The sequence below is a fragment of the Bacillus australimaris genome (assembly GCF_001307105.1).
In the GTDB taxonomy this organism is placed as follows: Bacteria; Bacillota; Bacilli; order Bacillales; family Bacillaceae; genus Bacillus; species Bacillus australimaris.
In genome coordinates, this window is the sequence record NZ_LGYN01000026.1 from 324,651 (window position 1) to 346,461 (window position 21,811).

A 21,811-nucleotide genomic window follows, 5' to 3' on the forward strand; every position below is an offset into this window, starting at 1 on the left:
CGTCCTCCTTTGATATGGTTGTTCTAATCGCACTCATTTCGCATACTTTATTGGTAACATGAATAAGGAGGATCTACCGATGAACAGACGCCATGCTTCTCCCCTATTCCATGATTTATCTCAAGAGAATTTATACTTAAAAGCTGAAACTGCCAAATATCAACAAATCATCTCTGATTTACAATCCTCATATACGCATTCTAAAAATAAGAAGCTGACTCAAGAATATCATGAGATGAAAAAGGATTTCACGCAATTAAAACAGCAACTGGATGAAATGACCATTGATCAAGACGATGCGGCCTCAAAAATAGAGGATCTCTCCTACAGCAAATCAGAATTATTACATAAAATCGTCCTTCTTCAAGAAATGCTGCAAAAGGAAACCTATCATAGAAGAAAAGAAACAGAAGAAAAACACAGGCTGCATTTGAAAGTTGTCAAATATAAGGAAATCTCTCAACAATTAAACGAACGAATGCAGGATCAAGATAAACGACTTGCAAAAGAGGAGAAAAAAGGAAATACTTTATCTGCTGTCATTGAGAAGTTGCAGCAAACATTGAGCGGTAAAAACACCGAGCTCCATTTATTACAGGAAGGCGTCAAGCACCTTCAAGAACGTTTTTATGAAACCCAGGAGAAATTATTGCAAATTGAAAAAGCAAAAGAAGCGATTTTTTACGAAACGCTCACAAGCTATCAAAAGCAGTTAGCAGAAAGCGAGGAATGGATCGCATCTCATTTTGCTGATATTGATCAGTCAGCTCAAACAAATTCACAGCCATTCTCACGAGACCGTATTTTGCAAACGACGGAAGAAATCGAACCGATTTTGAAGAAACTCAACGAACAAGTTCAAACACTTCAGGAACAAGTCGATGCGGTGCAGCGCAATGGAGAGGTGATGACAGTCAAGATCGACAGGTTCAAAAAACAGCGTGATCACCTGTCTAAGGAACGCAAAATTGTCTATACGGTAGATCAAAAAAAGTAATTCTCGAAATAAAAAACTGCTGGCTTTTACGCCCAGCAGTTTCTTTTTTATTTATTCGTCTTCTGTTTGAATGTCGCCTTCTAAAATATATTGTCCGCGATAAGGCTTCTTCACTTCAGGATACATTTTAATTAAGCTTTGCATAAACGTTGTCATATTTGGGATTTCAAGACCGCTCTCTTTTTCAATCTCTTTTTGAAGCTCTGAGCTTTTAATCGCCGCATTATGACGCTTTAGCGTTTTAATTGCAGCTTCACGAAGCTTAGCTGCCTTTGAACCAGGTCGGGCTGTGCCTCTTCTGCGTCTTGTTGAACCATCAGGAATACCTACAGGTGCACTGTTTAGCTGTCCTGTTCCTAAAGGTGATGCAGCATTTGATTGCTGCTGTGACGGCTGCTGATAGCTTCTCATTTCTTGTGCAGCGAGTTCAGCTAATACAGGGAGTGAATCCGTCTTTCTCTCCGTGCGAACTTCTTTTTTTGTATCTGACACTAGACCAGAACCTTGACGGTCTAATTCTCTTAATTTTGCATAAATCGCATCTCGTTCAGTTTGATATTCACGAATGACCTTTACTTCTGCTTCGTTTAATTGCTCCAATCGTAAACGTAACGCTTCCCTCTCATTAAACAATGGATATCCCCCTCATCATATAAAAAATATTCTATAGTAAATATTAGATTAGAAAACTAATTTTATCAACTATTTTTTTATCATTTTACAGTTTGCTAACAGATAGGTATTTTCAACTAAAATTTTGACACAGAGGAAAATTTGGCATCCAGTTCATTGCCACTAAAGGCTTTTGACAAACTTTAAAATATTGTAAAAAAATTGAATAAACGCTTATACTACTTGATTTATATAGTTATTTACCAAACTGAAATTTCTTTTGTGCAAAAATGTTCTGAATAGTAAATAGTTAAAATCTTTACATTTTTATTTCAAAACAAAAATGTAAATAGGTCGTTATACCTTTTTATTTCAGGGATATTTTTTAATAAACTCCCTCAATTTCTCTTTTGTTAGGAATAACATCTACTTAAAGAGTCATCAAGTGAAATATGTCGCCTATTTCTGCCCATGAAAAAACCCCCATTTATGGGGGAAAGCTTATTCTGCAGCCTTTTCAGACTCAGATAGCACTCGATTGACTCGTTTTTCAAGCATTTTCATTCCGCTTCCGCCAGCTTGGAAGTGGCGCAGAGCACCTGTTTTATCAAATACATAATATGCAGGTACATATTCGTTTTCAAAGGCTTCTGTTAAGTGATGATCACTGTCCACAAAGATTGGCTGCGTGATTTCATGCTCTTTTGCCACTTCTTTGATTTTTTCAAGATCTAGATCATCCTCTGAACGAGGCATATGAACTGCCACCACGTTCAGTTGATCCTTATAATCATCACGGAATTGATTCACTTGAGGCATAGCCTCTTTACAAAGATGACAGCTGACTGACCAGAAATGAATCAATGTTGGTTTGTCACCAATCAGATCTTCTTTTGTTACTTCTCCATTTAACCATTCTTTTGCACCAGTTAGTTCTGGCATTGGTTGACGTAATTTCATTATGAAGCGCCTCCATCCATTGTATGTGTCGAAACAAAAAGGTCTAACATCAGTTAGACCCTCCTGTTTCTTCAGCTATCAATTAAAGTGTTTTTTGACCAGGCTTCCAGTTCGCTGGGCAAAGTCCACCAGTTTGTAATGCTTGAAGAACACGTAATGTCTCATCTACATCACGACCGATATTGTTGTGGAATACTGTTTGATATTGAAGTTCGCCTTCTGGGTTAATGATGTATAGACCGCGAAGTGCAATTCCTTCTTCTTCAATTAAAACGCCGTATTCTCTAGAAACTGTGTGGTTTGTATCAGCAGCTAGCGGGTATTTCAATTCACCTAGACCATTGTCTTTACGGTCTGTATTAATCCAAGCAAGATGCGTATGGATTGTATCAGTAGATACACCAATGATTTCTGCATCTAAATCTTCGAACTCATCATAACGATCGCTCATTGCTGTAATTTCAGTAGGGCAAACAAATGTGAAATCCATTGGATAGAAGAAAAGAACTGTCCATTTGTCATTCTTCATGTTTTCCTCTAAACTTACTTTACCAAATTCCTTGTTAGCAAGTACTGCTTCCATTTCAAAACGTGGAGCTTGTTTTCCTACAAAACGCTCTGCCATATGTAAATCCCTCCAAAAATAATATCTTATACAGGCTTCTTAGCTGTATATAAAATGAGAATCAAAACTTGAAATTCTCATTTAGTTAATAACTTCACAATTACAATTATAATACTTTAGCGATTTTTAGTCAATATTAATTAATAATAAATTTAATTAACGATTTGTCACAATCTCTTGATTCATCTAATAAAAGTTTAACATGACTTGCATAAGGGAACAAATGATTAGCTTCTCTTTTAGAGCATACATAGAAAGGTTTTGAAGATGATGAAAGCATTTCAACAAGTAGATTGGTTTTCCATTATCATCAATAGCAGCATGATTTTGCTAAAACTAATCGCTATTTTTGTCATTTACTTTATCATTAGAGCTATAGGAAACAAGATGATTAAGCGCGCTTATTCAACATTCTCTGAAAAGCATGAAGTCTCTTTATCAAGAGCTCAAACGCTGCAAAGTCTGACGTTAAATATTTTCGCCTACTTATTGATTTTTATTCTAGTTGTCATGATCCTCGACTTATTTCATTACAACCCAACCGCTTTACTTGCTGGCGCAGGCGTAGTGGGCCTTGCCATCGGTTTTGGCGCTCAAGGATTAGTAAGTGACATTGTGACCGGATTCTTTATATTATTGGAAAAACAATTTGATGTAGGAGAATATATAACAGTCGCTGGCTTTGATGGGATTGTCGAACAAATTGGACTTAGAACTACACAGCTTCGAAGCTTTGACGGTACCCTTCATTTCATTCCAAATCGAAGCATACTGAATGTTAGCAATCATTCAAGAGGGACCATGCAGGCACTCGTTGATATTGAGCTGTCTCCAGAGGAAAATGTGGATCAGATGATCACATCCCTTCAAGCTGCCTGTGATGAGGTACGGGAAGAAACTCCTCAAATTATCGAAGGTCCTCAAGTTGTAGGTGTGGAAGCGTTCGGTTCGTCTTCCCTCGTGCTGCGTATCATAGCAAAAACCGAAACAATGGAGCAATGGCGGGTAGAACGAATCCTGCGCAAAAAAATGAAAGAAGTACTCGATATGGAAAAAGAGCAAAAAGAACCGGGATCATAATCTACCGGTTCTTTTTCTTGTTTTATTGAACACGCTGTTCAACTTCTTGACAAATTTCATCAGCTGTCATACCTGATGCCGTAATAACAGATGCCTTTGTCGTTGTGTCTGAGATGCCAAGAACATTTGAATCTAGGCCTGTGACTACATAGCAGTCACACTGATCCATTTGCTGTTCATTTTGAATACGTACGACGTCATACCCTTTTTGCTTCAACAATTCTTCTACATCGGATAAAGATGGCTCTACACCAATTCTTGTCATAATCAAGAACACCTCCTGTTCATAAGGTGTACAGGAGGCAGCTTGATTATTCATTCACCTGCTTGCTTTTTAAAATAAGCCGTCATGACGTTCACAGCTGTTTCAATCGCGTTTTCATTTGGCTTGAGTTTTGCATGGTGCAGACCGTATTCTGAATCGACCCCTAACCAAAACATGAAGCCGGGATATTTTTTCAGCATGTAGCCAAAATCTTCTCCTGTCATGGCTTCTCTGCATTGAATCACATTCGCAAGTCTTTCTTCTGCTACATATGACATAAATTCCTCAGTCAAATCGTGTGAATTGTCCACTTCATAATAAGATGAAGGGTAACGAACGGTTGCCTTGCATTCGTAGCCAATTTCAATCCCTTTTGCAAGTGCTTCAATTCGCTTTCTCACCTTTTCCATAGACTCCGGTGAAAGCGTGCGAATGGTACCGTCAAGCTTTGCATGCTGAGCAATGATATTTTGAGCCGTTCCGCCGGTAATCGTGCCGACTGTAATAACTGCACTATCAAGAGGATCGACATTACGTGAAATGACCGATTGCAGCTGTCCTACAAGTGCACTTGCAGCGACAACCATATCATTCGCTAAATGCGGATAAGCAGCGTGTCCGCCTTTTCCTTCAAGATCGATGACAAGCTCACTCGTATTGGCAAATAATAGGCCGGGCTTTGTCGCAATTGTTCCGACAGGATATTCAGGTGCAATATGCAGCGCTGTAATAAAGTCTGGCGTCCACTTTTTGAGAACATCACTTGCCAGCATCGGTTCAGCCCCTCCTGGACCTTCTTCTGCCGGCTGAAAAATAAATAATAGATCTTCTTTGATTGGCGCATGAACGAAATGATCAATGATACCAAGTGCAATAGTCATATGAAGGTCATGTCCACATGCATGCATCTTCCCTTCATGCACAGATTGAAATGGATACCCTGTGTCCTCAGGAATAGACAGTCCATCCATATCTGCACGATAAGCAAATACGCGTGTTGGATTCGTTCCCTTCACTTTTACAAAAAGTCCAGTCCGCCATGTTTCAATCTCAACTCGATCTTTTGAATAAGCGTCAAGATGCTTCATCAGATACGCTTGTGTTTTAAATTCCTGGAAACCAAGCTCAGGGATTTGATGTAAATCTCTTCGAATGGATATTAATTGCTCACGATTTAACAAGTGAACTCGCTTCCTTTCCTCTATACGAATAAGACGTGGATATATATCCACGTCTATGTCTTCAGCTGCGAATGATATGAATTAAAGCTGACGCAGTTCTTGCTTGATTTCAGTCTTGCCTTTTGTTTTTTCATCAATGTCTTTAATTTTCTTTGCAGGTGTACCTGCTACAACTGTGTAAGGCTCCACATCGTTTACAACGATGGCTCCAGCAGCTACTACTGCTCCTTTACCAATTGTCACACCTTCTAGAACAACAGCGTTTGCACCGATGACAACATCATCTTCTACAACAACTGGTTTAGCAGACGGCGGCTCAATGACACCTGCAAGAACAGATCCAGCACCGATATGACAGTTCTTACCCACTGTCGCACGGCCACCAAGCACCACGTTCATGTCAATCATTGTACCTTCACCAATCACAGAACCGATATTAATAGAAGCACCCATCATAATGACTGCATTATCACCGATTTCAACTTGGTCACGAATGATTGCACCTGGCTCAATACGCGCTTTAATGTTTTTCAAATCTAACATCGGAATAGCAGAGTTGCGGCGGTCATTTTCCACAACAACATCTTCAATTTTGTCTTTGTTTGATGCTAGAACGTCTTGAATTTCGCTCCACTCACCGAAAACAACACCAGTGTTTCCTGTGATAAACGTTTTAGCATGTTCACCAAACTCAATACCTTCTAAGTCACCTTTGATATAGACTTTGACAGGTGTTGATTTTGTACTATTTTGAATAAATGAAATAATTTCATTAGCGTCCATTTGTTTCATGTATGTCCTCCTCTTAATTTATACTTCATTACTGTACCAAAGGAGAGTTTTAATGACAAGTGAAAGAGTTATCTCCTCAATGGAAAATAAAACAAGCGGAACTGATTATCCCGCTTCTTGCTGGTGAAGATGAACAAATTGTTTGCCAAAAGAAATCAATTCGTCTTCTTCATCTCCTTCTGGATTCAGCTCAATCTTAACTGATGGCAGGACAATGTCACCGCCAAGCTCCTTCACTTTTTCTTCGATTAAGTCAACAGCTCCGCAAAAATGCTCGTAAGATGTATCACCGGAACCGAAGACAGCAAATGCTTTACCCGTTAAATCAAGCTCTTCCATTTCTTCATATAAATCAATAAAATCATCCGGAAGATCGCCATCTCCCCATGTATACGCACCTAACATAATGTGAGAGTAATCATTGAGCAACTCGGCATCGATATCCATCGCTTCATGCCGGTCCACGCTAGCTCCTGCTTCCGTTAAACCTTTTTCTATTAAATCTGCCATCGCTTCTGTATTCCCAGACATCGTGGCATACACCAATAACACCTTTTCTGTCACTTTTCCTTCCTCCTTATCAATGAATCAATGCTGGCTCCTCATATGGCCTGACAAACTTACTTTCATATAAACCCGCACAGAAAAAGTTTTCTTTTTGATTGGCTACACGAAAACCGTGTCCTTTGATCGTATCAAACCATTTGAGCTCTTTTTGCTCAATATCGAGTTGATACACTTTAGAAAATCCATGTTCGTCTTGTGACGTGGTCACATACACAATGCCATTATCCTCTGACACATCTAAAAATGATTCTTCTCTAGCAAAGGCCTGCGATTGAATATCATGCAGAATATTTGTATGTAAGTCTAAAATTTGCACAGATCCTTTTTTGCCCTTTTTTGAACCTAATGCACAAACAAGAAGATGTTCCTGGCAGAGCAGCATAGAAGCTGTCATCCGGTGCTCTTCTCTGTTTAGAAGAAAAATCTGTTCAGTCTGCAAGTCATATACCCATATTCCTCCGTGAACCTCATGAATCTGTGTGCCAATATAAAGGTGATTACCAGCAACACATAAAGAGCGAATAACTGGGGGATGATTCACATGAGCAAATGGCTTCATAATTTCCCAGGAAATCCCGAAATCATTCGACACATAGATACTATGTTTTCCATGTGCACAAACAAAACCATCTTTGCGTCCTGTAATAGACCAAACAACTGCATTTGTTGGAAATGAAGATAACGCCCAGGTATGGCCTTCATCTCCTGATCTAATCACTGTGCCATTTTCACCAACACCGAATAAATAAGGGCCAATATAGCTGATGGCATGAATTTTATGCTTAAGTTTAAACAACTGCTGCCACCCGCTCTCCACACTATAGTGAAAAATACCTTCACGTTTTACAGCAACAAAGTATCCACCACTTTTAGATGCAGCAACGGCCGTCGCTCCTTTATGAAACATGATTTTCAACTCGTTTCTCAGACAAAGCGGCCCATGTTAAAAAGCTCACAGCAAATTCCTGACAGCACGCCACATCTTCATCTGTATCCGGTGCAAGCTCCATTTTCAATGTTTCAGGGAAAACAGACGCACCTGTTGATTTCAGCATGTCATGGAATGTATGGACAGCCTCGCAAAACTTCGGATAGCTGTAATCACCAGACCCGAACACAGCTGCTTTTATGTGACTAAGTTCAAGGGTAGAGACTTCTTCATAAAAATCCTCTGCTTCATAAGGCAAATCTCCATCACCCCATGTATAAGAACCAATGAATATGTAATCGTATGAAGAAATGTCCTCTGCGTTCATATCATCAAATTCCTTCATCTCAGTATCTATCCCTTTTCCTTCAAGTGTTTGCTTTAAGATCGCAGCCATATCTTCCGTATTTCCAGACATACTCGCAAATGCAATTAGTGCTTTCATCTATCGGTCACCTCAACTAAATGATAATCATTTTCAATTATTATATGTACACTTTAAATGATAATGATTTTCATTGTCAAATGTTTTTATGAAAAGACATTGATCAAGATTAGTTTAATCAAATAAAAAACCCGCTTATTCCAACTGGAAAGCAGGTTTTTTAAGTTGAAGAGTTCATTCAATCGTTTCATCCTATTTGAATAAAATATGGACCATAGTCCGTTTCATGCGTCATCACAAATGTCCATTTTTCATGCCAATCCATAACATACAAATCGTTATAATCCATATGATCAGATTGATATGGTAAATCTTTGATTGAAAGTGAGCTAGCATTTTCGAAAAGATACGCCTCGTTCACAAATTGATAAAAAACAGTACATTTGTGCTTTGGATGTTGAAGAAATGCGTCTATCGCTTCAGCCTTTTCAAGGCATGAAATCATTCCCGAGCTGCATAAATGCCATAGAAAGTCATCTAGCCCAAGCTCTTTTTGTTCTTTGATTGACAGATGACTAGCAAAACGTTCACGCCATCTCGCTCTTAAATCATCTCCCCATTTCGGTTTATTGATTGTGATGAACTGTTTGCTTCTCAAATGGTCACCATTCCTCTCGTTGAAATCAAGGACAACATCATCCTAAAAAAGCAGCATCTTCTTTTTCTTGGAAGGTGCTTTACACCGCATCACTTTCAAGCATTTCTTTGACTACACTGACAAATGCTTGTACTTGTTTTAACTGAAAAGACGCTTCATAGCCCAAGAGCCATGTGTCACGTCCAATTTGCTCTCCGTTTACGTCAACAAGCGGTGTTTTATGGACACTTTTTTCGTGGTCATATAAGGTCACAGAAGGCAAAATGGCGTAGCCGATCCCATGATAGGCCATTTGTTTACATGTTTCAATTTGGTCCACCAGAATCGTCTGCTTTGGAGACACTTTAAATTTTTGATGCCACCAGTGCTGAATTTCCTGATAATACGTGCTGTCGCTTTTAAATTGGATAAACGGCCGCTCTGTCTTGATTAATTCATCCACGTCCTTGATTACGGAATCGACTAAATATAAATGATCTGTCATCAAGTATTCCTTTGTCCCCTTCCAATCAGGGTTTCCGCGAATGATTCCTATGTGCACGTGGTCTTCATATAAGCTTTTGAGCATTTCGCTACTCCAGCCGGTCACGAGTGACACCTTGGCATTTGGGTATTTTTCAACATACCGTTTTAACACCTTTGGCAGCCAGTGCTGTCCAATTATGGACGCAACGGCGAGCTTGAGTGTACCGTGAATGTCTCCCTCAAGTTCATCGATTCGTTCTCTCACTCGGTCCTGCTCAACCGTCACCTCTTTTGCAAATTGGATAATCTGTTCACCTGCTGAAGTTACGGTCAGCCCTTTTTGTGAACGAAAAAAGATTTTGGTTCCCCACTCCTTTTCAATCGTCTGCAATCTTTGAGACAGTGCAGGCTGAGAGACAAAGAGCCGCTCCGAAGCCTTTCTCATATTCAATTCTTCGCTTAGCACAACAAGCATATGTAACTCCTGAAGCTGCATGGGCGTCCCCTTTCCCTCTATAAGTTTTACTTATTTCATATGGCCATTATATAAATTTTAACTTATGAAGGCAAAAAAAATAAGCTGGGCTGCAGCTCATTTTTTTGCGGAATGAATGACCTCATTTAAGCGCTTTAATACAACACGTCGAGTAAAAATCCCTTCAAAGACTTTCTCCTCATTTTCTACACAAACAAACCCGTTATTCGTCACAGCATGAACGCCTTTTAGCACAGGATCTGTCGTTTTGAGTCTCGGAATATCCGACAGCATGACCTCTTCTACCTTCAACTGATCCAGCTTCTCGAATTCGATGCGTTCTAAACCAAAGATTTTATCCATAATCATATTCGTTCCAATTAACCCGTGTAGATGATAAGAAGCGTCTAATACCGGGATGGCTGTATATCCTGTTTTTGTCAGGACCAATAGAGCATGCTCAAGATTATTTCCAATTTGAACATGTGCCACTTTATCTGCATCAATCATATGCTCGGCTACAGTTGACTCAAGCAATTGAGTCGGTTCTATCTCTATCATGTTTCTTCGACCCCTTTTCTCTCAATCATCAATCATACATTCCCGTTTACGATTAAGCATAAACTAAAACGAATTTTGTCGAAAGATTTTTTCTGCATAAAAAAGATACTCAGCCCCCGAGTATCTAATAGAATGTTAAACCAATATTAATTCTCAAACCTTACTCTGTCATACAATGTGATCAATTGCTTATACGTATTATCGTCGACATTTTTTGTTCCACATTCTATATCATTGATCTCACTGCTTAGTAATTCGACAGCATATTCCTGATTCAGCAATACGTTTAATAATAGCTTTTTCTCTTCTTCATTAAAACGATTTTCGATGACGCTCATTCAACATCAGGCCCCCTGTTTCATATATGCTTTTATATTGATTAGCAGGCTTTTGAATGTCTGCTTCCTCTCTATACAGCTAGAATAAGGAACTAGAATCGAATCGTCAACCGCACGTTTCGACAAGGTTTGGAGAAAAATGACGGAATTTATTTTGTGTATCGATTGGCATAGCAAAATGCTGCATATGAGTCGGGTTTTATTTTTGCTTCAATTCCCATAGCTGTGATCATTCCGGTCATTTCCTGGATCAGCTCTTTCGTACTTCCTTTTTTGCCAATATCCAGATGGGCTTCAAAACGAAGGTCTGCCCCTTCCTCAGCAAACGGAAGAAGCAAATCCATCAGTTCTGTTAAAGGCCCCTCAAGGATGTCTGCACATACCTTTTGGCTAAACGCTGTCTCTAATGAAATTTTTTCTCTAAGACTTTGCACAGGCCTGCTGATCACTTGTTGTGTGAGGCAGCCCCAAGCCCCTTTGCCAATCCGGTGAAGATGAATTGCAGTCATAAATGTTGTGACATTTTGATTGACCTGAGAGTCCGTACCAATGGATAACACATAGGCGGATCTAGGATCTTTTCGAATAAAGTCTTTCATTCTCATGACGACATCAGAAAACGCTAAATGATCTTCAGAAAGATTATAGAAAAAAGAATCATTCACAGAAAGGAACTCCTTTTTAATGGTCTCTTATCCGAAAAATGCGCTGATTGATCATCTTCCATTTGTACATCATCTATGATGTTACATGTATGCTGCCGCAATAAACGAAGGAATCCTCAGAAAAAACATTTCATACGATTCAGCTTAGGATTGTAGAAGCTCAAAAATCTCAATCGAAATCATATCAATGTTGTCAAATGGGAAAGTATTTGGCTTATCCCCTTGTTGAAAAACAGTCAATTCAAACGTTTGATTCTTTTCGAAATACTTAACACTACAGATTTTTTCACCGTTCACTTCGAAATAACGCTGTGCCGGCTCGTTTGCAGCTTCCGCTGTCTCTTGAAGACTTTGCAGCCTTGTAATGATACCCATTAATTGTGACATTCTAAAAAAAGACTCCTTTCAAAAAACAACTCAAGATGAACCCGTATTGATTATACACAAGTCCTACAAAGCATCATACCATAAAGTGTTCTCAGATGATATTTTTCCTCTTGAATTCAAAAAAAGAAGAAGAATCTGTTTTTTTAGTTTGAGTCTTTTTTCTGATCTCATGCACCATGATTTTTATAAACCAGCAGATCTCATCAGCCGTTTGGCAATTTCATCAAAGTCCTCTTTGGAAATGCCCGGAGCAAACTCTTCTGGTAATTCTCTATAATCTGGCACAGGTGCTCCTTGCGGGGTGCCTTCAATGACTGTCAGCGGCTTTCCATCAATCGGATGGCTGCCCTTCCAAATTTTATTGATATCTTTGTAATCCGTATCACTAAATGTGTACAGCTTTGTATGAACATTCTGATCTTCAAATTTCCGTGCTGAATCAAAGTATTTGTTGTCGAGATTTGGGATTGGCAGCATCTTTCCTACATCGACTCCTGTAGCTACTTCAAGTGCCTTTGCATATGCCACAACATGCACGCCGCCCCTGACAAGTAAATAACCAATCATCTCTCTTGCTGTTGGATGGTCTGTCATTTCATATACACGCATTTTGTGCGTGCGAGCCCCGCATTCAAGAAAGAAATTATGGAGGAGATCAAGAATCAAGTTGCCACTTGAGAACACATTTTCTCCGGTCCAAGGTTTTGCCATTGAATCAAACGGATAGCCTGTTTGGGCTGTTTGAATAAAATGCTGTGTATTTCGTTTATCGACAGCTGCCTTCATCGGCGTCGTATCTGGATCTCCTCCATGTGTGGTTCCTGTAATCATGAGATTAATGGCTGTGGTCACAAGCTCCACATGACCGAATTCTTCTGCTGTAATACTGGATACGAGGTCATAAAACGGTTTGAGTTTTCGTTTCCCTCTAAAGTTAAAGGATTGAAACATGTAATTATTTAATGTGGACATTTCACCGAATTTTCCGCCGAGTAATTCTTGTACAGCAGCGGCACCATTTGCATCCGGGTGATCTGGTTTTGGCAAATCAATGAGCAGCCGCGTGTCACGTTTGATCATGATGTTTCCCTCCTACTGTCTAACTATCATCACTTAAGATGTATGGAGGGTTTGGGCTGTCCTATGCATGAAGGGAAAGATTGACGCACAAAAAAAACTTGGCGGGGGTAGCGCCAAGTTTTTTGGATCTTGATCTGATAGAGGGGTTGGGGAACAGAGAGTAGCTTCTCTCTATAACTAAATGATAATGATTATCAGTTTCAATGTCAACCATTTTTTATATCTTTTTTCAATCACAAAAAAAGCAGCCTACAAGGCTGCTCAGATTGATGACAAAAGGCTAAAATGCCTTTTGTTTACATTTCAGTGTGATAGAAAACCTTTGAAGTCTAGGAAGGACGAGTACAGGAGCGGAGCGAATTGTACATTCGTGAGCACTGGCACGCAGGAATGACAACGAATGCGAGGGTTTGTCTTCACGCCGCGTCTTCAAATTAATCCATCTTGCTCATATAAATAGGCATACGGAAGGTCTATAAATAAATACATATCTCCCTCTAAAGGATAAGAAAACGTACGTATCCTCTCACCGGTTTCTAAATCGCTGTAAATATCACTGAAAAATCCCTTTCCGCTAATTCTCATTTGAAGAATATTGGATAGGAAATAAGGACGCCAGCTCCAGTTTTTCTCTATATACTCCGGCTGAAACAGCCACTCTTCTTCTTTTTTAAACACATTTCCTGTGATTTGAAAGCCTTCTTCATTACACATATAAATTCGAAAGCTGCAATCTGTCAGCTCAAGTGCCAGTTTTTGAATGAGCTCATCATTTGTACTGCATGATTTTTTTAAAGTCGTGACAGCTTGATGAATTCGTTTATAAAATGTTTCAGAATGTTCATAGACCGCTTGCAGCTTCTTTTTCTCATGGGCAATAAATTGCTGGAATTCTTCTCTAAGCTGATCTTTTCGCTGGTTTCGGTCAATTAATTCTCCTGCAGGCTCATGAAGATAAAACCCTTGAAAATATCGCCCGCCATTTCTCCATGCATACTGCAGCTGGAAATTTGCTTCAATGTCCTCATATATTAAGGCAGCCCCTATTTTTCTTGCAAGCAATGAAATGCTGTACAAGACATATTCATAGGAAGGAGACGGAGCCGATGCCTTTAATGCCTGTAAATCTATTTTTAATAGATCAGGTGAAAGCAGGGCAATGCGGTCCAGATTACTGCTTTCTTTTCCTATATTTGATACGGCGATTTTAATCCCATATGTACGATAATACGTTAACGTATGGTATAGCTGTTCAATATCGCCGCTAAACGTATGCTCTGTAAACTCAATGACAAATCGGTTAAGCTGAATGCCCCTTGCTTCATATTCCTTTAAAAGTTCTAAAAAGCTTTCACCATGATCAAGCATGAGGATATTGGCATCATGATTAATAAAAATGAGCAAATCATCATCTGCTGTTGTGAAGTGATCGAGTGCCTGCCTCAGTACTTTTTGATCTACTTCCAATTTATATTCGTCAGGAATAGATGAATCTGTAAAGAAGGAGCCTAGGCTAACCGTTTCAGACTCAAGCTTCATTCTACCTAGAATCTCATAGCCTATCACTTTTTGCTCTTCCGCACTGAATATCGCTTGATAGTGCGGGAAAACATCTTCAATATTCGTTAAAATATCCAATGGATCGACCATTTTCATCACCTGCTTCTCTCTTTGTGTGATTATACCACATCAAAAGCAGGTCTTACATCGTCATTCAAAAAGGGGATTGGTTGAGCCATTGTCCCCCATCCATCGTGATACAATCTCCATTGATATAAGACGCATGCTCAGATAATAAAAAGCTCGCAAGCTCTGCAATTTCCTCGGGTGTGCCGAGTCTGCCAAGAGGGACACTATCTAATGTTCTTTGCGCTGCCTCTTCAGATTCCCATAGCTTATCCGCACCGCCTGTTCTTTCGATTGGACCTGGCGCGATGGCATTGACGCGAATTCGATATTGCTTTCCCCATTCCACAGCAAGCGTTCGAGTAAGAGATAAAACGCCCGCCTTTGCTGCCGCTGAATGTGCCACTCCTACTCCTGCTCCCCATGCATAGGTGGCCACCATGTTAATCATACTTCCCCTTTTCTTTTGACGAATCCAGTAATTGCCCACTGCATGGCTGCAAAAAAATGTACCATTTAACACAATATCAATGACAGCTTTCCAGCCGTTAGGTGATAGTTTTTCTGCTGGAACTAAAAAATTCCCTGCAGCGTTGTTTATGAGAGCATCCACATCACCAAATGTATCCACCGCAAACTTAACCATTTGGTCAGCATCCTCTGGGTTTCGCACATCCATTTGGAAGAAGGCGATCGAGCCGCCCTTCTGCTTCAATTCATTTGCCGTCTCTTCCAGCGTCTCTTCCGTTCTTCCAGTAATGACGACATTCCAGCCTCCAAGTGCCAAATGGGCAGCCATCGCCTTTCCCATACCGCTTGATCCCCCTGTGACAATTACTGTTTTTTTCGTCATTTGTTCTCCCCCTTTGTATTCTTTGAATGACTATTCATTCATTATTGTTTATCATATCATGATTGACCCTATGTGCACCATATGGGAGACTATCCAAATATGATGCTATACTTAATCTTATTAATAAAGGAGTCTTATATGAAGCAACTTTCCCGCAGACAGTTTTTAAAAGGAGCAGCTGGAGCGAGTATTCTCGGCTTTTTGGCTACAACTTGTGGATATGGGTATGCCAGATACATCGAGCCGCGTATGATCGATACTGTGTCACTCACCATTCAAGATGCTCAGCTTCCAGCTTCATTTGACCAGTTTAAAATTGCCCAATTTAGTGACGTTCATTTAAGTGATACATTTCCAGCGAAGGATCTAGAAGCCATCGTCCAGAAAATCAATGCTGAATCTCCAGATCTCATTGTATTCACAGGTGACCTTGTTGATTTTGAAGCATCAACTGAAGAGCATGAAAAAGCGAAGGATTATTTAACCAAGCTTCATGCTCCGTTCGGCAAACTCGCCATTTACGGAAATCATGACTACGGACCATTTGGCGTGGAGCTTTATGAGAAAACAATGGAAGCTTGTGGATTTACTTTATGTAAAAATGATGTGTTTCTATTAGAAAAAGATCATGCGCATATTCAGATTGCTACACTGGATGACCTTATGATGAGTGTGCCTGATTACAATTTGATCAAACAGGAAGTTTCGTCTGATTTATTTACGCTACTGCTCGTCCATGAGCCAGATGCCGCACTAGAACTGAAATCAACCCCCATTAACTTACAGCTTTCTGGACATACACATGGCGGACAAGTGCAGCTTCCTTTCTATGGACCGATTCTCACAGCACCTTACGGCCATACATATGTAGAGGGTTTATACGGCAGCGATCAGCACCGCATCTATGTCAACCGTGGACTTGGGACAACACGGCTGCCGCTTCGATTTTTAGCCAAACCTGAGTTAACTTTTTTCACCTTCACATCCCGCGTATAAACAGAAGCCAAACCACCCTTTCCTGCATATGTATAATCAAAGATCTTTCTCATGACAAATGTTAGGAGAAACCTTACTGGGCCTGATTCCGTCCATATAGTATGTTTAGTGACGGCATCATGGCTTCTTTTATTTGTGCAAAAGGAGTGTGCTTTGGTGCTGCGATACACGGTTAAAAGTGGAGAAACACTAGCTTCTATAGCGCTTGATTTCAGAACAACAACAGATGCCTTAAAGGCTGCAAATCCGTCACTTCAAAATCGAGAGCCTGAACAAAATGAGGTCATCACCATTCCTGGTTTGCCGGATCCTAGTACGATCCCTTACCGCATCTCTGTTTCGATTTCAACGAAACGTCTCGTGTTGTTTTCTGGATCAGAGCTTATTCGTTCATATCCGATTGCAACAGGAAAAATTTTAAATATGACACCGACAGGTTCTTATTATATTGTCAACAGACAGCCAAACCCAGGAGGGCCCTTTGGCGCTTATTGGCTGAGCCTTTCGAAAATTCATTACGGCATTCATGGGACGAATAACCCGTCTTCAATTGGTAAAGCTGTTTCTAGAGGGTGTATTCGTATGTACAATCAGGATGTCCTCGAGCTTGCCTCACTCGTTCCAAACGGAACACCTGTGACCATTAGCCAGTAGGAGAAATCAATTGTATGAATGGTTAAAATTTTATATGATATAAAGTGGGATCTTCAGGTTAAGGAGCGTATTTATGGATATTTTTAAAAACAGAAATTTTGTTCGTCTCTTTTTTGCAGCACTTGCCTCGCAAATGGGGACAACAGTAGGCAATATGGCGTTTGCCTTTTATTTGCTCGACCATTTTAGTCATCAGCCTGCATACGCCACTTTGGCTGAGCTCATGTATTCTCTTCCTACCATCTTTGTCTTTTTTATGGTCGGTGTGGTCGCAGACCGTTTTGATCGTAAAAAAGTCGCAGAGAATTGCGATTGGATACGAGCTGGGCTGACGATTGTATTATTCATCGTTATTTATTTTAATTCATTGCCACTTATTTTCTTGATCTTGTTCATTCGAAGTGCCATTACGAAGTTCTTCTATCCAGCTGAAGCCTCTCTCGTTCAGGCCATTTTAAATAAAGATCAATATGCAAAAGCCGCTGGCTTAAATCAAATGCTGTTTAGTTTATTTATGGTGTTTGGTGTCGGCCTTGGTGCCATTATGTATAAGACGATTGGACTTCACGGTGCCATTACCATTGATTTGGTCAGCTTTATTATTTCCGGCATCCTGATTCGTTCATGTAACATTCCGATTGAAGCGCGTCAGCCAAATGGACAAGCTGGCTGGAGAGGCATGACCGTTAAAACGTCCCTGAAAGATTTTAAAGAAGGCATTCTGTATATTTTAAAAAATAAATTATTGGCTTCTTTAATTTTCGGATTCTTTGTTTTCGGTCTAGTCAATGGCGCATTTGCCGTTCTTCCGATGTTTACAATGAAATATGGCCTTTCACCAGACCATTTCGAGCTGCATACATCCTTCTTTACCATCGCAATCGGTGCAGGGCTGCTCGTTGGAAGCTTAATGGGCTCTGTTCTGGCTAAAAAGGTCAAGATGCAATACCTCATGTCGATTCCTATTTTGGTCGCAGGCATTCTGATTTTTGTCCTTGGTTCTACTCATTCATTATGGTTATTTTATGTCACATCATTTGTCATTGGTACTTGCATTGGTCCAGTGAACATTGTCATTGGCGGCTGGCTGCCGAGAATCGTCCACCCTCGTTTGATGGGACGTGTATCAGGATGGGTTGATCCGCTCACCATGTTTGCCCAATCGATGACATTAGGTTTGATTGCTTTACTATTTCCAAAACTCATCACAAATGTTTCTTATATTTATTACGGAATGGGCTTTATTATTTTACTCGTCTTCCTTTTTTACTTCATTACACTGCCAAAGTTCAGCAGAGAAGCTGCCGACCTAGACGTGCAGCGTGAACTAAAGGGTCAGGGAGTTCAATAAATGAATAGTCAAAAGGACTTTCTTTATAAAGAAAGTCCTTTTTTTCATAGATGGAATGCACTATGACGTTATTTACTCTGTTGATTGAACCTATTTATATCTCCGACGACCAAAGACAAATTCCTTTCTTATCATATCTTCCAGTACTAAACCCTCCTCCATCGATATAGTAACTCTCGTTATGTTGCTCCCTTTTTCTTGTTTTTCACACAACAGAAATGTGTATAAAATTACAACAATTTTAATAAAATTCCTTTACACCTTTGGAAGTTTTATAGTAGGATAGTCAGGTTGGAGGTGAAAGAAATGCTAAAAAGTTACTATTTTATTCATACAAAAGATCAACAGGGACAATTTGTTGTACATACTGAAGATTGTGCATTTTTAGGTGATGCTACAAGCCGAACGTTGATTGGCCTGCATATGAATGGTGAAAGCGCCATTGAAGAAGCCAAACAATTGACGAATGAAGCTGATTTTAATGGATGTTTCTATTGCGCTTATTCTATTCATACGAAATAATTCATCCTGTTTAAGCCATATGTTCAACACTGTTGGCATATGGTAAATATTGTATAAACGAAACAATATCATTTGAGAAACTACCCATTTTTGATAAATAGGTAGTTATCACGAACTAATATTTCACTTTATTTACATTTCATTCAGTCAATTCTTTTGATAAGTCCTCCTATTATCCCCGTTCATTTTTTTGGCTGATACAATGCCATGAATAAAATCATGTATACAATACAAGCTGTCCCTATCCATTGGAAAAGACCGAATGGCTCTTTTAACCAGAAAACAGTCGTGACAACAGCTGCAAGGGGCTCAACACTTCCAATTAAACTCGACTCTTTTGGTGATAAGTATTGTAGACTTTCTATGTAAAACCAAAAAGCGATCATCGTTCCAAATATGACCACAAACAGTAAATAGACATACGCTTCAAAAGGTAAATGAGTCAGGTTGACCTTCCAAGGAGGATGGATCAAGCTAAGGACGCCTCCCCCAATGAGCATGGCCCAGCCAACAACCACTAGAGAATCAAATTGTTTTAACAGGTTGATTGGATATAGCGTATAAAACGAGAGCGCCACAGCTGATAGTATTCCCCAAATTACTGCCGCAAATGGTACAGTTAATGTTGAAACAGAACCATTCGTCAATAAGAAAAACATACCCGCTAAAGCCAATACCACCGTCAACATATCTCTTACTGTGAAGGCTGATTGTCTGCGAATGACTAAATACACGATAATCATGACGGGAGCTGTATACTGCAGCAGCGTCGCCACAGCTGCATTTCCATGCTGAATGGATGCCATGTAAGTATATTGAACAGCCAGCATGCCCATGAGTCCAAATAGAAGGACTTGTATCGCGGTCCTCTTCTTTTGCCACACGCCAATCAGATGTGCTCGTTCTTTTGTCATAACATGAACAAATAAAAGCAATCCCCCTGAAATGAGCAGCCGGACGGTCACAAGCCAATTGACATCAATCCCATATTGCTGAAACAATTTTTGTGAAATCGTTCCCCCTACTCCCCAACAGATGGCGCCTATGAGTACAAGTAAAATTCCCTTTCTCCTATTCATTTTCATTCTCCTCAATTCTCAACAAATCATGATAATATAGTTGATAGTAGTTCACTTTGTTACATATTGATATATCAATTGAACATAAAAATATAAGAATATTGAGGAGAATTATGCGCAACCATCATTTTCTGATTGACTACAACCTGAAAGAATTAACGGAGCATTCCACGACAACATGGCCTATTGCTCTTTATCATACGAAGATTCGGCACCATAGAAGCGGCTATATCCCTCTTCACTGGCATGACGAGTTTCAATTTGTCTTTATTTTAGAAGGTGAGGCTGAATTCCAAATAAATGAAGAGACGTTATGTTTGAAGCAAGGGGATGGCATATTCATCAATAGCGGCTGCCTGCACATGGCAAAAGAAGCGAATGGAACAGCATGTACTTATATTTGTTTAAACGTCTCGCCTCATTTCATCACAGCGAATGAACTATTTACCACATTTGTCCATCCTTATATGCATGCAAGCCAAACACCTTATATTTTATTCAACTGGAAAGACCGCTGGGCAAAGCATATCTATCAATGTATTCAAACCATTCAACAATTAATTGATGAGACACCCGCATATTATGAACTTGAACTCAATATTCAGCTCATCATCATTTGGAAAAACTTATTACAAAATGGCTTTCAAATGAAACATGATGTGCGTAAACACAATAAAAATGAACGGATGAAACACATGCTGAATTGGATTCATCAGCATTATCATGAAAAGGTTCTTCTCCAAGATATCGCTCGTGAAGGCCAGCTAAGCCGTTCTGAATGCTGCAGATACTTCAAAGATATTTTAAAGAAATCACCCCTTCATTATGTAAATGAATATAGAATTCAGCAAAGTCTTATCCTGCTTCAAGAAACGGACTTCAATATAACAGAAATCGCCTACCAAGTAGGCTTCAACAGCACTAGCTATTTTATCAATATGTTTAAAAGAATAAAAAATACGACACCTTTAGCATATAGAAAATTAAAACTGCCGCATGCTCTCCAGCTAAAACGGGTAGAAGAGTAATGATGACGAATCGTGTTTTTGCTAAAATGAAGAAGCCGTATGAGACCCATCATGAATGGCTATTGTAAATAAGAGCGATGAGAATCCGATCGCTTTTTACAATAACCCTATTTGCAATTTACTAATAAAAACGTATAATTTATACTAAGCACAGGAAGACGAAAGACAAAGGAGAGAAAAAATGGACGATTATGCTCATACTAAAGACATAGAACCTACAGCAGAAAACATCGCAAAAGCCATTTATACTGTTAACCGCCATGCTAAAACTGCACCAAATCCCAAGTTTCTTTATCTTTTGAAAAAACGTGCGCTGCAAAAACTATTGCAAGAAGGTAAAGGAAGAAAAGTGGGCCTACATTTCTCTAACAATCCCAAGTATAGTCAACAACAGTCCGACGTGCTGATTGAAATTGGAGATTATTATTTTCACCTGCCACCAACAAAAGAAGACTTCGAATTTTTGCCACACTTAGGAAATTTAAATCAATCATATCGCAATCCGAAAGCGAATATGTCATTAAATCGAGCAAAGCAAATACTTCAAACGTATGTCGGTTTAAAAGAAAAACCTACCGCCACAAAACCAAAATCACATTACACCAAGCCCGTCTTCAAACGACTAGGGGAAAGCTATTTTTAAACAGAAAAAAAAACCACTCATGCCGAGTGGTTTTTTGT

27 protein-coding genes are annotated in these 21,811 nt (G+C 39.6%); 8 read left to right on the plus strand and 19 right to left on the minus strand.

The window, feature by feature from the left end; translation table 11 throughout:
• Positions 1–79: 79 nt before the first annotated feature.
• Entirely contained in the window at positions 80–997 is a 918-nt protein-coding gene (locus AKG37_RS13295; RefSeq protein WP_060699229.1) for a coiled-coil domain-containing protein, read from the plus strand.
• A gap of 51 nt (positions 998–1,048) precedes the next feature.
• On the opposite strand, the gene rok is transcribed toward AKG37_RS13295, so the two are convergent.
• The 3 genes from rok to ahpA all read right to left on the minus strand — a co-directional run bounded on the left by rok (position 1,049) and on the right by ahpA (position 3,194).
• Positions 1,049–1,630, minus strand: a complete 582-nt coding sequence (rok, locus tag AKG37_RS13300) for a transcriptional regulator Rok (protein WP_060699230.1) — start codon at positions 1,628–1,630, stop codon at positions 1,049–1,051.
• Positions 1,631–2,110: 480 nt separating this feature from the next.
• Positions 2,111–2,569 carry a TlpA family protein disulfide reductase gene (locus AKG37_RS13305; protein WP_060699231.1) on the minus strand — a complete coding sequence of 153 codons (459 nt, stop codon included), beginning with the start codon at positions 2,567–2,569 and terminating at the stop codon, positions 2,111–2,113.
• A gap of 82 nt (positions 2,570–2,651) precedes the next feature.
• Positions 2,652–3,194, minus strand: coding sequence for a biofilm-specific peroxidase AhpA (gene ahpA / locus AKG37_RS13310; RefSeq protein ID WP_060699232.1), 543 nt, complete (start codon positions 3,192–3,194; stop codon positions 2,652–2,654).
• 270 nt (positions 3,195–3,464) lie between these two features.
• Between ahpA and AKG37_RS13315 the strand changes: the two genes are divergently transcribed.
• Complete coding sequence (locus tag AKG37_RS13315) at positions 3,465–4,274, plus strand: mechanosensitive ion channel family protein (protein ID WP_060699382.1); 810 nt, start codon at positions 3,465–3,467, stop codon at positions 4,272–4,274.
• 22 nt (positions 4,275–4,296) lie between these two features.
• Here the strand turns inward: AKG37_RS13315 and AKG37_RS13320 are convergent, their stop codons facing one another.
• The 15 genes from AKG37_RS13320 to fadH all read right to left on the minus strand — a co-directional run bounded on the left by AKG37_RS13320 (position 4,297) and on the right by fadH (position 15,500).
• Positions 4,297–4,539, minus strand: a complete 243-nt coding sequence (locus AKG37_RS13320) for a YkuS family protein (protein ID WP_003211408.1) — start codon at positions 4,537–4,539, stop codon at positions 4,297–4,299.
• A 50-nt stretch (positions 4,540–4,589) separates the two neighbouring features.
• Positions 4,590–5,720, minus strand: a complete 1,131-nt coding sequence (locus tag AKG37_RS13325; RefSeq protein WP_060699233.1) for an N-acetyldiaminopimelate deacetylase — start codon at positions 5,718–5,720, stop codon at positions 4,590–4,592.
• Between the two features lie 81 nt (positions 5,721–5,801).
• Entirely contained in the window at positions 5,802–6,512 is a 711-nt protein-coding gene (dapD, locus tag AKG37_RS13330; RefSeq protein WP_060699234.1) for a 2,3,4,5-tetrahydropyridine-2,6-dicarboxylate N-acetyltransferase, read from the minus strand.
• Between the two features lie 105 nt (positions 6,513–6,617).
• Positions 6,618–7,076, minus strand: a complete 459-nt coding sequence (locus tag AKG37_RS13335; RefSeq protein ID WP_077233721.1) for a flavodoxin — start codon at positions 7,074–7,076, stop codon at positions 6,618–6,620.
• Positions 7,077–7,092: 16 nt separating this feature from the next.
• Complete coding sequence (locus AKG37_RS13340; RefSeq protein WP_060699235.1) at positions 7,093–7,986, minus strand: WD40/YVTN/BNR-like repeat-containing protein; 894 nt, start codon at positions 7,984–7,986, stop codon at positions 7,093–7,095.
• A complete protein-coding gene (locus tag AKG37_RS13345; RefSeq protein WP_060699236.1) occupies positions 7,976–8,452 on the minus strand; it encodes a flavodoxin in 477 nt (158 codons plus the stop codon). The genes AKG37_RS13340 and AKG37_RS13345 overlap by 11 nt, the downstream gene beginning before the upstream one ends.
• A gap of 187 nt (positions 8,453–8,639) precedes the next feature.
• Positions 8,640–9,050, minus strand: coding sequence for a DUF4275 family protein (locus AKG37_RS13350; RefSeq protein WP_060699237.1), 411 nt, complete (start codon positions 9,048–9,050; stop codon positions 8,640–8,642).
• Between the two features lie 79 nt (positions 9,051–9,129).
• Positions 9,130–10,011 (minus strand): LysR family transcriptional regulator, encoded by an 882-nt coding sequence (locus AKG37_RS13355; RefSeq protein ID WP_060699238.1) that lies wholly within the window; start codon positions 10,009–10,011, stop codon positions 9,130–9,132.
• 96 nt (positions 10,012–10,107) lie between these two features.
• Positions 10,108–10,551 (minus strand): cyclic-di-AMP-binding protein CbpB, encoded by a 444-nt coding sequence (gene cbpB, locus AKG37_RS13360; protein ID WP_060699239.1) that lies wholly within the window; start codon positions 10,549–10,551, stop codon positions 10,108–10,110.
• 146 nt (positions 10,552–10,697) lie between these two features.
• Positions 10,698–10,889 carry an antirepressor AbbA gene (gene abbA / locus AKG37_RS13365; RefSeq protein ID WP_003210802.1) on the minus strand — a complete coding sequence of 64 codons (192 nt, stop codon included), beginning with the start codon at positions 10,887–10,889 and terminating at the stop codon, positions 10,698–10,700.
• 149 nt (positions 10,890–11,038) lie between these two features.
• On the minus strand, positions 11,039–11,554 hold the full coding sequence (locus AKG37_RS13370; protein WP_060699240.1) for a ribonuclease H-like YkuK family protein: 516 nt from the start codon (positions 11,552–11,554) through the stop codon (positions 11,039–11,041).
• Between the two features lie 144 nt (positions 11,555–11,698).
• Complete coding sequence (locus AKG37_RS13375) at positions 11,699–11,941, minus strand: YkuJ family protein (protein ID WP_003212254.1); 243 nt, start codon at positions 11,939–11,941, stop codon at positions 11,699–11,701.
• A 183-nt stretch (positions 11,942–12,124) separates the two neighbouring features.
• On the minus strand, positions 12,125–13,021 hold the full coding sequence (locus tag AKG37_RS13380) for a manganese catalase family protein (RefSeq protein ID WP_060699241.1): 897 nt from the start codon (positions 13,019–13,021) through the stop codon (positions 12,125–12,127).
• Positions 13,022–13,450: 429 nt separating this feature from the next.
• Complete coding sequence (locus tag AKG37_RS13390) at positions 13,451–14,671, minus strand: EAL domain-containing protein (RefSeq protein WP_060699384.1); 1,221 nt, start codon at positions 14,669–14,671, stop codon at positions 13,451–13,453.
• A 64-nt stretch (positions 14,672–14,735) separates the two neighbouring features.
• Positions 14,736–15,500 carry a 2,4-dienoyl-CoA reductase gene (gene fadH, locus AKG37_RS13395; RefSeq protein WP_060699243.1) on the minus strand — a complete coding sequence of 255 codons (765 nt, stop codon included), beginning with the start codon at positions 15,498–15,500 and terminating at the stop codon, positions 14,736–14,738.
• A gap of 138 nt (positions 15,501–15,638) precedes the next feature.
• Between fadH and AKG37_RS13400 the strand changes: the two genes are divergently transcribed.
• The 4 genes from AKG37_RS13400 (at position 15,639) to AKG37_RS13415 (ending at position 19,023) form a co-directional block, all read left to right on the plus strand.
• Positions 15,639–16,496 carry a metallophosphoesterase gene (locus AKG37_RS13400; protein WP_060699244.1) on the plus strand — a complete coding sequence of 286 codons (858 nt, stop codon included), beginning with the start codon at positions 15,639–15,641 and terminating at the stop codon, positions 16,494–16,496.
• Between the two features lie 156 nt (positions 16,497–16,652).
• Complete coding sequence (locus AKG37_RS13405; protein WP_060699245.1) at positions 16,653–17,150, plus strand: L,D-transpeptidase family protein; 498 nt, start codon at positions 16,653–16,655, stop codon at positions 17,148–17,150.
• Positions 17,151–17,223: 73 nt separating this feature from the next.
• Positions 17,224–18,501, plus strand: coding sequence for an MFS transporter (locus tag AKG37_RS13410; protein WP_060699246.1), 1,278 nt, complete (start codon positions 17,224–17,226; stop codon positions 18,499–18,501).
• A 306-nt stretch (positions 18,502–18,807) separates the two neighbouring features.
• Positions 18,808–19,023 carry a hypothetical protein gene (locus AKG37_RS13415; protein WP_060699247.1) on the plus strand — a complete coding sequence of 72 codons (216 nt, stop codon included), beginning with the start codon at positions 18,808–18,810 and terminating at the stop codon, positions 19,021–19,023.
• Positions 19,024–19,205: 182 nt separating this feature from the next.
• On the opposite strand, the gene AKG37_RS13420 is transcribed toward AKG37_RS13415, so the two are convergent.
• Entirely contained in the window at positions 19,206–20,102 is an 897-nt protein-coding gene (locus AKG37_RS13420; RefSeq protein ID WP_060699248.1) for a DMT family transporter, read from the minus strand.
• Between the two features lie 113 nt (positions 20,103–20,215).
• Between AKG37_RS13420 and AKG37_RS13425 the strand changes: the two genes are divergently transcribed.
• Positions 20,216–21,130 carry an AraC family transcriptional regulator gene (locus AKG37_RS13425; protein WP_060699249.1) on the plus strand — a complete coding sequence of 305 codons (915 nt, stop codon included), beginning with the start codon at positions 20,216–20,218 and terminating at the stop codon, positions 21,128–21,130.
• Positions 21,131–21,311: 181 nt separating this feature from the next.
• Positions 21,312–21,773, plus strand: a complete 462-nt coding sequence (locus AKG37_RS13430; protein WP_060699250.1) for a YkyB family protein — start codon at positions 21,312–21,314, stop codon at positions 21,771–21,773.
• Positions 21,774–21,811: the final 38 nt, after the last annotated feature.

What these genes read in the sequence shown, in the direction of transcription:
- AKG37_RS13390 (WP_060699384.1), bottom strand. Translation starts at nt 14,671, where the DNA reads ATGGTCGATCCATTGGATATTTTAACGAATATTGAAGATGTTTTCCCG.
- AKG37_RS13355 (WP_060699238.1), bottom strand. Translation starts at nt 10,011, where the DNA reads ATGCAGCTTCAGGAGTTACATATGCTTGTTGTGCTAAGCGAAGAATTG.
- abbA (WP_003210802.1), bottom strand. Translation starts at nt 10,889, where the DNA reads ATGAGCGTCATCGAAAATCGTTTTAATGAAGAAGAGAAAAAGCTATTA.
- AKG37_RS13305 (WP_060699231.1), bottom strand. Translation starts at nt 2,569, where the DNA reads ATGAAATTACGTCAACCAATGCCAGAACTAACTGGTGCAAAAGAATGG.
- AKG37_RS13340 (WP_060699235.1), bottom strand. Translation starts at nt 7,986, where the DNA reads ATGTTTCATAAAGGAGCGACGGCCGTTGCTGCATCTAAAAGTGGTGGA.
- AKG37_RS13420 (WP_060699248.1), bottom strand. Translation starts at nt 20,102, where the DNA reads ATGAATAGGAGAAAGGGAATTTTACTTGTACTCATAGGCGCCATCTGT.
- ahpA (WP_060699232.1), bottom strand. Translation starts at nt 3,194, where the DNA reads ATGGCAGAGCGTTTTGTAGGAAAACAAGCTCCACGTTTTGAAATGGAA.
- AKG37_RS13345 (WP_060699236.1), bottom strand. Translation starts at nt 8,452, where the DNA reads ATGAAAGCACTAATTGCATTTGCGAGTATGTCTGGAAATACGGAAGAT.
- cbpB (WP_060699239.1), bottom strand. Translation starts at nt 10,551, where the DNA reads ATGATAGAGATAGAACCGACTCAATTGCTTGAGTCAACTGTAGCCGAG.
- AKG37_RS13415 (WP_060699247.1), top strand. Translation starts at nt 18,808, where the DNA reads ATGCTAAAAAGTTACTATTTTATTCATACAAAAGATCAACAGGGACAA.
- AKG37_RS13315 (WP_060699382.1), top strand. Translation starts at nt 3,465, where the DNA reads ATGAAAGCATTTCAACAAGTAGATTGGTTTTCCATTATCATCAATAGC.
- AKG37_RS13430 (WP_060699250.1), top strand. Translation starts at nt 21,312, where the DNA reads ATGGACGATTATGCTCATACTAAAGACATAGAACCTACAGCAGAAAAC.
- AKG37_RS13320 (WP_003211408.1), bottom strand. Translation starts at nt 4,539, where the DNA reads ATGACAAGAATTGGTGTAGAGCCATCTTTATCCGATGTAGAAGAATTG.
- AKG37_RS13295 (WP_060699229.1), top strand. Translation starts at nt 80, where the DNA reads ATGAACAGACGCCATGCTTCTCCCCTATTCCATGATTTATCTCAAGAG.
- AKG37_RS13380 (WP_060699241.1), bottom strand. Translation starts at nt 13,021, where the DNA reads ATGATCAAACGTGACACGCGGCTGCTCATTGATTTGCCAAAACCAGAT.
- AKG37_RS13410 (WP_060699246.1), top strand. Translation starts at nt 17,224, where the DNA reads ATGGATATTTTTAAAAACAGAAATTTTGTTCGTCTCTTTTTTGCAGCA.
- fadH (WP_060699243.1), bottom strand. Translation starts at nt 15,500, where the DNA reads ATGACGAAAAAAACAGTAATTGTCACAGGGGGATCAAGCGGTATGGGA.
- AKG37_RS13400 (WP_060699244.1), top strand. Translation starts at nt 15,639, where the DNA reads ATGAAGCAACTTTCCCGCAGACAGTTTTTAAAAGGAGCAGCTGGAGCG.
- AKG37_RS13375 (WP_003212254.1), bottom strand. Translation starts at nt 11,941, where the DNA reads ATGTCACAATTAATGGGTATCATTACAAGGCTGCAAAGTCTTCAAGAG.
- dapD (WP_060699234.1), bottom strand. Translation starts at nt 6,512, where the DNA reads ATGAAACAAATGGACGCTAATGAAATTATTTCATTTATTCAAAATAGT.
- AKG37_RS13425 (WP_060699249.1), top strand. Translation starts at nt 20,216, where the DNA reads ATGCGCAACCATCATTTTCTGATTGACTACAACCTGAAAGAATTAACG.